This window comes from Parolsenella sp. (assembly GCF_982402205.1).
Genome location: NZ_CEVYAT010000006.1, coordinates 20,693 through 29,470 on the forward strand (window position 1 = coordinate 20,693; position 8,778 = coordinate 29,470).

Annotated in this window: 11 protein-coding genes; all 11 read left to right on the forward strand. The window is 67.0% G+C overall.

Annotation, left to right across the window (positions count from 1 at the left end):
• Positions 1-150: 150 nt before the first annotated feature.
• Complete coding sequence (pyrR, locus tag AC1VTH_RS01000) at positions 151-735, forward strand: bifunctional pyr operon transcriptional regulator/uracil phosphoribosyltransferase PyrR (protein ID WP_293672868.1); 585 nt, start codon at positions 151-153, stop codon at positions 733-735.
• Positions 736-1,668 carry an aspartate carbamoyltransferase catalytic subunit gene (locus AC1VTH_RS01005; protein ID WP_481334244.1) on the forward strand — a complete coding sequence of 311 codons (933 nt, stop codon included), beginning with the start codon at positions 736-738 and terminating at the stop codon, positions 1,666-1,668.
• The gene (locus AC1VTH_RS01010) at positions 1,655-2,944 is read left to right on the forward strand and encodes a dihydroorotase (protein ID WP_481334246.1); all 1,290 of its coding nucleotides are present in this window, start codon (positions 1,655-1,657) and stop codon (positions 2,942-2,944) included. The genes AC1VTH_RS01005 and AC1VTH_RS01010 overlap by 14 nt, the downstream gene beginning before the upstream one ends.
• Before the next feature lie 114 nt (positions 2,945-3,058).
• Positions 3,059-3,853: a dihydroorotate dehydrogenase electron transfer subunit gene (locus AC1VTH_RS01015; protein ID WP_481334248.1), complete on the forward strand. Its 795-nt coding sequence runs from the start codon at positions 3,059-3,061 to the stop codon at positions 3,851-3,853.
• Entirely contained in the window at positions 3,847-4,773 is a 927-nt protein-coding gene (locus AC1VTH_RS01020; RefSeq protein WP_481334257.1) for a dihydroorotate dehydrogenase, read from the forward strand. Before AC1VTH_RS01015 ends, AC1VTH_RS01020 begins: the two co-directional genes overlap by 7 nt.
• 9 nt (positions 4,774-4,782) lie before the next feature.
• Positions 4,783-5,514, forward strand: a complete 732-nt coding sequence (gene pyrF / locus AC1VTH_RS01025) for an orotidine-5'-phosphate decarboxylase (protein WP_301829319.1) — start codon at positions 4,783-4,785, stop codon at positions 5,512-5,514.
• Between the two features lie 217 nt (positions 5,515-5,731).
• On the forward strand, positions 5,732-6,040 hold the full coding sequence (mihF, locus tag AC1VTH_RS01030; protein ID WP_293672874.1) for an integration host factor, actinobacterial type: 309 nt from the start codon (positions 5,732-5,734) through the stop codon (positions 6,038-6,040).
• The gene (gmk, locus tag AC1VTH_RS01035; RefSeq protein ID WP_293672875.1) at positions 6,040-6,606 is read left to right on the forward strand and encodes a guanylate kinase; all 567 of its coding nucleotides are present in this window, start codon (positions 6,040-6,042) and stop codon (positions 6,604-6,606) included. Before mihF ends, gmk begins: the two co-directional genes overlap by 1 nt.
• A gap of 11 nt (positions 6,607-6,617) precedes the next feature.
• On the forward strand, positions 6,618-6,905 hold the full coding sequence (locus AC1VTH_RS01040) for a DNA-directed RNA polymerase subunit omega (RefSeq protein WP_293672876.1): 288 nt from the start codon (positions 6,618-6,620) through the stop codon (positions 6,903-6,905).
• 3 nt (positions 6,906-6,908) lie between these two features.
• A complete protein-coding gene (gene thiI / locus AC1VTH_RS01045; RefSeq protein ID WP_481334251.1) occupies positions 6,909-8,189 on the forward strand; it encodes a tRNA uracil 4-sulfurtransferase ThiI in 1,281 nt (426 codons plus the stop codon).
• 233 nt (positions 8,190-8,422) lie between these two features.
• Positions 8,423-8,778, forward strand: a 356-nt coding sequence (locus AC1VTH_RS01050) for an SLBB domain-containing protein (protein WP_481334253.1), incomplete at its 3' end; no start/stop codon positions are given.

An 8,778-nucleotide genomic window follows, 5' to 3' on the forward strand; every position in this document is an offset into this window, starting at 1 on the left:
ATTCCTGAGTAGTATAGTGGTCAAGACCTTTAAGACGGTGCGGGACACCGGCAAGGATTTGGAGCGTGAGCGCTCCCCACATGAACCACCTATGCAGACGTCCCGGGCCGTATTAGGCACAGGCGTCTTTTTTTGTGTGAAGGGAGCCACATGGAACAGATCGCACCCAAGGCGACCATCATGGACGGCGCGGCGATGGCACGAGCCCTCACCCGCATCGCCCACGAGGTCATCGAGCGCAACAAGGGGGCGGAGAACCTCGCGATCGTCGGCATCGTGCGCCGTGGCGCAAACATCGCCAACGAGATTGCCGACGAGATCGAGAAGATCGAGGGCATCCGCCCGCCCGTGGGCAAGCTCGACATCAGCTTCTACCGTGACGACGTGACGCGTCGCGTCGCCCCCGTCATCCACAAGACCGAGATCAACTTCGACGTCGACGGCAAGGATATCATCCTGGTCGACGACGTGCTGTTCAGCGGCCGCACGGTCCGCTCGGCTCTTGACGCGCTCATGGACTTTGGCCGCCCCGCGACCATCCAGCTCGCCGTCATGGTCGACCGCGGCCATCGTGAGCTGCCCATCAGCGCCGACTACGTGGGCAAGAACGTTCCCAGCTCCCACGAGGAGGACGTCCGCGTCTTCGTCGAGTCCCTCGACGGTCGCGACGCGGTCGAGATCTGGGACATCGAGGCCGAGAAGCAGGCCATCGCTAACAAGGAGGTCAGAGACTAGATGCTCTCCGTACGCAACCTCATTAACACGACGGACCTTACGGCCGACGACATCACGCAGATCCTCGACACCGCCCGCTCGATGGAGGAGATCAACCACCGCACGATCAAGAAGGTGCCTGCCCTGCGCGGCCGCACGATCGTGAACCTCTTCCTCGAGGCCTCCACGCGCACGCGCTCCTCGTTCGAAATCGCCGAGAAGCGCCTCTCCGCCGACTCCCTGAACGTCCAGGGCTCCAGCTCCTCGGTCTCCAAGGGCGAGTGCCTCGAGGACACCATCAAGACGCTCGACTCCTATGGCATCGACATGTTCGTCTGCCGCGCGCGCAACGCCGGTACCGCCGAGCGCATCACCCAGTACACCGACGCCCGCGTCATCAACGCCGGCGACGGCAAGCACGCCCACCCCACGCAGGCCCTGCTCGACCTCTACACGATGCGCGAGCACTTCGGCAAGCTCGACGGCCTCAAGGTCGCCATCGTGGGCGACCTGCTGCACAGCCGCGTCGTGGGTTCGCTCGCGCCCGCGCTGCGCACCATGGGCGCCAAGGTCACCCTGGTGGGCCCGCCCACGTTCCAGCTCCCCGAGCCCGAGGTCTTCGGCGCCGAGGAGACCTATGACTTCGACTCCGTCATCGAGGATGCCGACGTCGTCTACATGCTGCGCGTCCAGCTCGAGCGCATGGAGGGCGCCACGATTCCCTCCAAGCGCGAGTACAACCGCCTCTGGGGCCTCAACGCCGAGCGTCACGCCCGCATGAAGGAGGGCGCGCTCGTCATGCATCCGGGCCCGATGAACCGCGGCATGGAGATCGACTCGATCCCCGCCGACGCCGAGAACTCGTTCGTGACCCGCCAGGTCGCCGCGGGCCTCTACACCCGCATGGCCGAAATGTACCTGCTGCTTGGAGGAGAAGAGAATGCTGCTGATTAAGGGCGCCCACGTCGTTGACCCCCAGGTTGGTCTCGACGGTGTCTATGACGTGCTGGTCGAGGGCGAGCGCATCGCCAGGGTTGGCGAGCAGATCCGCACCCCCGAGGGCGCCGAGGTCATCGACGCCGCCGGCAAGTACCTCGTCCCCGGCCTGACCGACATCCACGTCCACTTCCGTGACCCGGGCTACGAGTACAAGGAGACCATCGAGACTGGCTCCGCCGCCGCTGCCACCGGTGGCTTCACCGATGTCGCCACGATGCCCAACACCGACCCTGTCGTCGACTCGGGCGAGGGTATCCGCTACCAGATCGCCAAGGGCGACGCCGCCGGCCTCGTCCACGTCCGTCCCATCGGCGCCTGCACGCGCGGCGAGAAGGGCGAGGCGCTTGCCGAGATCGGGGACATGGTCGCCGAGGGCGCCTGCATGTTCTCCGACGACGGCCACGGCGTCCAGAGCGCCGGCATGCTGCGCACCGTGATGGACTACGTGCGCCAGTTCGATCGCGCCGTCGCTTGCCACTGCGAGGTCCGATCGCTCACCGAGCACGGCATGGTCAACGAGGGTCGCGCCAGCACGCGCCTGGGCCTCGCCGGCTGGCCCGCCGCCGGCGAGGAGATCGAGATCGCCCGCGACATCGAGCTGTGCCGCCTCACGGGCTGCGCGCTGCACATCTGCCACATCTCGACCGCCCACGGCATGGAGCTCGTTCGCGCCGCCAAGGCCGAGGGCCTTCCCGTCACCGCCGAGGTCTGCCCGCACCACCTCTTCCTCGACGAGTCCGCGCTCGACGACACCTACGACACCAACCTCAAGATGAACCCGCCCTTGCGCCGCGCCACCGACGCCGCGGCCCTTCGCGAGGGCATCGTCGACGGCACGATCGACTGCGTCGTCACCGACCACGCCCCGCACGCCCTCCACGAGAAGGAGTGCGAGTTCGAGATCGCCCCGTTCGGCGTCGTGGGCCTCGAGACGAGCCTGCCGCTGATGCTCACGAACCTCGTGGCTACCGGCAAGATGAGCTGGCAGCGCCTCGTCGAGGTCATGTGCGTGAACCCGCGCAAGGTCGCGCGCCTCGCCCCCGTGCGCGTCGAGGCCGGCTCCGTGGCCGACCTCACGCTCATCGATCCCGATGCTAGCTTCGAGGTCACGCCCGAGACGTTCGCTGGCAAGCAGCACAACTCGGCCTTCATGGGCGCCAAGCTCAAGGGCCGTGCGGCCGACACGGTCGTTGCCGGCAAGCACGTCCTTCGCGACGGCAAGCTCGCCTAAGTTCTTCGTCTTGTCCGGTGCCCGCTGGCCTTCGCGGCCCGCGGGCACCTTTGGCCACCGCCAGCCCGCCAGGGCCCGCGGTGGCCTTCCCACACAGGAAACGAAAGGAGAGACATGGCAACACCCACCCCATCGCCCGCGCGCATCCATGACTTCGCCATTCGCGAGAACGTGCCCGTGGCCGAGGGCGTCATGCGCCTCACCATCGAGGCCCCGCGCCTGGCGGCCGCCATCCGCCCCGGCCAGTTCATGAGCTTCGCCGTCCCCGGCGACACCACCCAGCTCATCCGCATCCCGCTGTCGTTTACCAGCGCCGATGCCGAGGCCGGAACCGTCACCACCTTCTACGCCGTCGTGGGCGACGGCACGCGCCGCCTCGCCGCCATGCAGCCCGGCGACACCTCCACCGTCCTCGGCCCCGGCGGCCACGGCTGGACCATCCCGGCCGGCGCCAAGCGCGTGCTGGTCGTAGCCGGCGGCATCGGCATCACGCCCATCATCGCCGCCGCCAGCCTGGCCCGCGAGGCGGGCGCCGAGGTCGACGCCGTGGTGGGAGCCCTCACGGCCGCGAAGCTCTGCGGCATCGACGAGCTCAAGGCCCTGGGCTGTGCCGACGTGCGCGTCACCACCGACGACGGCACGGCCGGCACCAAGGGTTTCGTCACCGCCGAGGTTGGGCCCCTGCTCGACCGCGGCTACGACGCCGTGCTCACCTGCGGCCCTGAGCCCATGATGCGTGCCGTGGCCGCCCAGGCCCGCGGCGCCGAGACGCGCTGCCAGGTTTCGCTCGAGCGCATGATGACCTGCGGCTTTGGCGCCTGCAACACCTGCAACGTCGAGACGGTCGACGGCATGGTGGGCGCCTGCATGCACGGTCCGGTCTTCGACGCGAGGAGGGTCGTCTGGTGAGTACCCCCAACATGGCCGTCAACCTCGGCGGCATCGAGATGAAGAACCCCATCAACACCGCGAGCGGCACCTACGGCTTCGGTGCCCAGTTCGAGGGCTTCTACGACGTGAGCTGCCTTGGCGCCATCACCACCAAGGGCTGCGCCGCAAAGCCCTGGCCGGGCAACCCCGCGCCGCGCATGGCCGAGGTCACGAGCGGCATGATGAACTCCGTGGGTCTGCAGAACCCGGGCGTCCGCGGCTTGGTCGACGGCTACGGCGACTACCTGCAGGGCCTGTCTGACAAGGGCACCAAGGTCATCTGCCAGGTCGCCGGCCACTCCGTCGACGAGTACGTTGAGGCCGTCGAGCTCTTCGAGGAGCTCGCCCCCTTCGCGGCCGGCCTCGAGATCAACATCAGCTGTCCCAACATCGCGGCCGGCGGCTGCGCCATGGGCTCCACTCCCGAGGGCGCCGTTGAGGTCATCCGCGCCATCCGCCCGCGCACGAAGCGCCCGCTGCTCGTGAAGATGGCTCCCGCCCGCGTCGTCGACGTCGCCAAGGCGCTCGAGGCCGAGGGCGCCGACGTCCTCACGGTCATCAACTCCATCTCGGGCATGTCGATCGACGTCAACACCCGCAAGAGCCGCCTGTCGCGCCCCACCGGTGGCATGAGCGGCCCTGCCCTCCACCCCATTGCCGTGCGCATGGTCTGGGAGGTCCACAACGCCGTTGACCTGCCGATTGTTGGCGTGGGCGGCGTCATGAGCGGACATGACGCGGCCGAGTTCATCCTCGCGGGCGCCACGAGCGTCTCGGTTGGCATGGCCAACCTCGTCGACCCGATGGCCGCCCCGCGCATCCTCGACGAGCTCACCGAGTGGGTCGTCTCCCAGGGCGTCTCCAGTGTGACTGAGCTCATCGGCGCGTTCGAGGGATAGGGGAGAGCCATGGGAAGGTTTGACAACCTGAGCGCCCGCGAGCGCATCATGGTCGCGCTCGACTGCGGCCCCGACGAGGCGCGCGAGCTGGCGGCCAAGCTCGAGGGCCATGCCACGTGGCTCAAGGTGGGCATCACGCTCATCTACGACGGTGGCCTGCCGCTCGTCTCCGAGCTCAAGCAGCGCGGCTTCAAGATTTTCGTCGACTCCAAGTTCCACGACATTCCGCACCAGGTGCGCGGTGCCGTGCGCAGCGCCGCCCACAGCGGCGCCGACCTCGTGACCGTTCACGGCTCGGGCTCCGAGGCCATGCTTCGCGCCTGTCACGAGGGTGCCGAGCAGGCCCAGGCCGAGTTTGGCCACAAGCCCTACGTCATCGCGATCACGGTGCTCACGAGCATGGACGCCGACGAGCTCGCCAAGGTGGGCGTCACGCGCCCCATTCCCGAGCAGGCTGCCTCGCTCGCCAAGCTCGCGGTCGACTCCGGCCTCGACGGCATCGTCTGCTCGCCCAGGGAGGCCCGCGAGATGCGTGAGCTTCTGGGCCCCGATGCCCTCATCGTGACGCCCGGCGTGCGCCCGGCCGGCGCCGCCCTTGGCGACCAGAGCCGCGTGGCCACGCCCGCGGCCGCGATTGAGGCAGGCGCCAGCCACATCGTGGTGGGCCGCCCCATCACCCAGGCCGAGGACCCGGTTGCCGCCTTCGAGGCGATCGTCTCCGAGCTCGAGGCCGCCAAGTAGTCGCCTGGCACCACATCTGAGCACGCCGTTTGCTCCCGCGTCGCCGTCCGTGCACCTTTGCGCAACCGAAAGGGCACAAAAAGGACAGACGCGGGAGCAATTCTTTTGAAGTTCTTGCAAAACGGCTGCTAAATTGCCATAGTTGCTTACAGCCGATTCGAGAGGGGCGCTTCCCCTCTACGGTTTTTTGTTTGTTCAGCAATGTTTGGAGGAAACAATGGCTCTCCCTCAGCTTTCCGAGGAGCAGCGTGCTGCCAACCTGAAGAAGGCCGCCGAGGCCCGTCACGCCCGTGCCGAGCTTCGCGAGAAGATCAAGACCGGCCAGGTCGACCTCAAGTACGTCCTCGACTCCGATGACCCCGCCGCCACCCGCATGCCGGTCCGCGCCCTCATCGAGTCCCTGCCGGGCTACGGCAAGGCCAAGGCCGCCAAGATCATGGACGAGCTCGAGATTTCCCCGAAGCGCCGCGTCCAGGGTCTCGGCCTGCGCCAGCGTGAGGCCCTCCTCGAGATTCTCTCGAAGTAGTGCCGCGCACACCAAGACTGTTCGTTGTTTCCGGGCCGTCGGGCGCGGGGAAGGGCACGCTGGTCTCCCTGGTGAGGGAGCAGCGCCCCGACCTCGGCCTGACGGTTTCGGCCACAACGAGGCAGCCACGCCCCGGAGAGGTGGACGGCGTCTCGTACCACTTCCTAACCAATGAGGAGTTCTCCGCCCGCGTCGAGCGCGGTGAGTTCCTCGAGTGGGCCCACGTCCACGGCAACTGCTACGGCACCCTCAAGAGCGAGGTCGACCGCAACCTTGCGGACGGCCACTCCGTCATCCTCGAGATCGACGTACAGGGTGCCCTCAACGTGCGCAAGTCCTATCCCGACGCGGTCCTGGTCTTCATCGAGCCGCCCTCCATGGAGGTGCTCGAGGAGCGCCTGCGCGGTCGCGGCACCGAGGACGAGCAGACCGTTCGCCTCCGCATGGCCGACGCCGCCGGAGAGATGGAGAAGGCCTGCGAGTACGACGAGCGCGTTGTCAACGATGACCTTCACCAGGCTGCCGCGCAGCTCATGCGCGTCCTGGACTCTCATGAGATGAATTGAGGTACCAAGTAATGTCTGTTATCAAGCCCGAGATTGACGACCTGCTGGAGAAGACCGAGCACAACCCGTTCCTGCTGTGCTCCGTCGCCTCCAAGCGCGCGTGCGACATCAACAACATGCTGCGCGGCCAGCACCTCCGCGTGACGGCCATCCAGGACGTCGATGACATCACCACCGTCGTCTCCGGCCAGGACACCACCACCATCGCCATGGAGGAGATCGCCAACGGCACGCTTGGCTACGTCAAGGAGGACTTCGACGAGGCCATCAAGGACACCAACACCAGGATTGGCGAGTAGCCCGTGTCGTCTCACGTCTGCCTCGTCCACTATCACGAGATTGGCCTGAAGGGAAAGAACCGCTCGACCTTCGAGCGTCAGCTCATAACCAACCTCAAGCGAGCCCTCAAGGGACGCTCGGCCCACGTCGAGCGCCTGAGCGGCTACGTGCGCGTCCACTTTGACGATGGCCAGGTCCCCGAGGACGTGCCCGGCATCATCGCCCGTGTCCCTGGCGTGGCCCGCGTCTCGGTTGCCTGGCGCTGCGAGCGTGTCCCTGAGCAGTACAACGAGGCCGCCATCGAGAGCCTCAGGGCCTGTGGCGACTTCACTTCGTTCAAGGTTCATGGTCGTCGCTCCAACACCGACTATCCCATCCACAGTATCGAGCTCAACCGCCAGGTGGGCGCGGTGCTGTGCGAGGCCTTCCCTGAGAAGAAGGTCCAGATGCACCATCCCGACGTCACGGTCAACGTGCATGTCGTGCAGGCAGACGTCTACGTCTATGCCGATGCCGCCTCGATGCGTGGTGCCGGCGGCCTTCCCGTGGGCACCGCCGGCAAGGTCGTGACGCTGCTTTCGAGCGGCTTCGACTCCCCGGTCGCCACCTGGATGGTTGGGCGCCGCGGCGCCACCTGCGTGCCCGTGCACTTTTCGGGCAGGCCCATGACGAGCGACGCCTCCGAGTGGCTCACACAGGACATCGTGCGCGCGCTCGAGCCCGCCGGCATCATCGGCCGCCTCTACGTCGTGCCGTTTGGCGAGTGCCAGCGCGAGATCTCGCTCAAGGCGCCCCAGTCGCTGCGCGTGATCATGTACCGTCGACTCATGTTCGAGGTTGCCCAGGCCATCGCCGAGCTCGAGGGCGCCAAGGCACTCGTCACCGGCGAGTCGCTGGGTCAGGTTGCCTCGCAGACGCTCGACAACATTACGGCCACCAACGACGTCGCCCGCATCCCGGTCTTCCGCCCGCTTATCGGCACCGACAAGATCGAGATCATCGAGCGTGCCCAGCAGATTGGCACCTACGACATCAGCGCGCAGACGGCTCCGGATTGTTGCACGCTGTTCATGCCGAGGCGCCCCGAGACGCACGCCCACCTCGACGCCGTGCGCCGTGCCTGGGAGACGTTCGACCACGACGCCATGGTCAAGCACCTCATGGAGACGGTCGAGTATATCGACTTCAATTCCTGCCCGTCGTACCGGCCGCCGCGCGAGCTCAAGGCCCGTCACCGCGAGCTTGCTCCTGCCGAGTGGCCCGTTGCCGACGACGATGTCAACACTGAGGTTTTGCAGGGCTAGTTGATAACTCGTCCTGCTGCCCTCTAGCTGCTGCTTCTTACGCGCCCGGCTCCGTTTTCAACACGGGGTCGGGCGCTTTTTTGTACCGATTCGGCCCGATTCTGTCAGCTTTTGGACAGGTTCGTGTCTGTCCGCCCGGGACTTTCTTGCGCCCGGGCGCATGGGTGGCCTCCTGCTTTGGCACCATGGCGCCAGGAGGTGGTGCTATGGTGCAGATGAGAAGGAATGGGCGTGTGAACGGCAAGGCTATGATCGTTGTCGCTGGCCTCGTCGTGGCCGTTGCGCTTGCGGTGGTTGCCGCGCTCGTGCTGCCGGCGCGTGGCGGCGTGGTGATCGAACGTGATGCGGCCGCGACGACGGAGGCAACGACGAGCGACGTGCCAGCGGCCACTGCGGGTGCGGTAACGCCTCCGCAGGTTATCGTCGTGCACGTGGATGGCGCGGTCGCGGCACCGGGCGTGTACGAGCTTGGGGAGGGCCATGCGCGCGTGACCGATGCGGTCGCCGCGGCGGGAGGACTCGTCGATGGCGCCGACACGGCCAGCGTGAACCTGGCGGGTCAGGTCACAGACGGGCAGAAGGTCTACAT

Coding starts and splice junctions, on each gene's coding strand:
- pyrR (WP_293672868.1), top strand. CDS start 151: ATGGAACAGATCGCACCCAAGGCGACCATCATGGACGGCGCGGCGATG.
- AC1VTH_RS01005 (WP_481334244.1), top strand. CDS start 736: ATGCTCTCCGTACGCAACCTCATTAACACGACGGACCTTACGGCCGAC.
- AC1VTH_RS01010 (WP_481334246.1), top strand. CDS start 1,655: ATGCTGCTGATTAAGGGCGCCCACGTCGTTGACCCCCAGGTTGGTCTC.
- AC1VTH_RS01015 (WP_481334248.1), top strand. CDS start 3,059: ATGGCAACACCCACCCCATCGCCCGCGCGCATCCATGACTTCGCCATT.
- pyrF (WP_301829319.1), top strand. CDS start 4,783: ATGGGAAGGTTTGACAACCTGAGCGCCCGCGAGCGCATCATGGTCGCG.
- mihF (WP_293672874.1), top strand. CDS start 5,732: ATGGCTCTCCCTCAGCTTTCCGAGGAGCAGCGTGCTGCCAACCTGAAG.
- AC1VTH_RS01040 (WP_293672876.1), top strand. CDS start 6,618: ATGTCTGTTATCAAGCCCGAGATTGACGACCTGCTGGAGAAGACCGAG.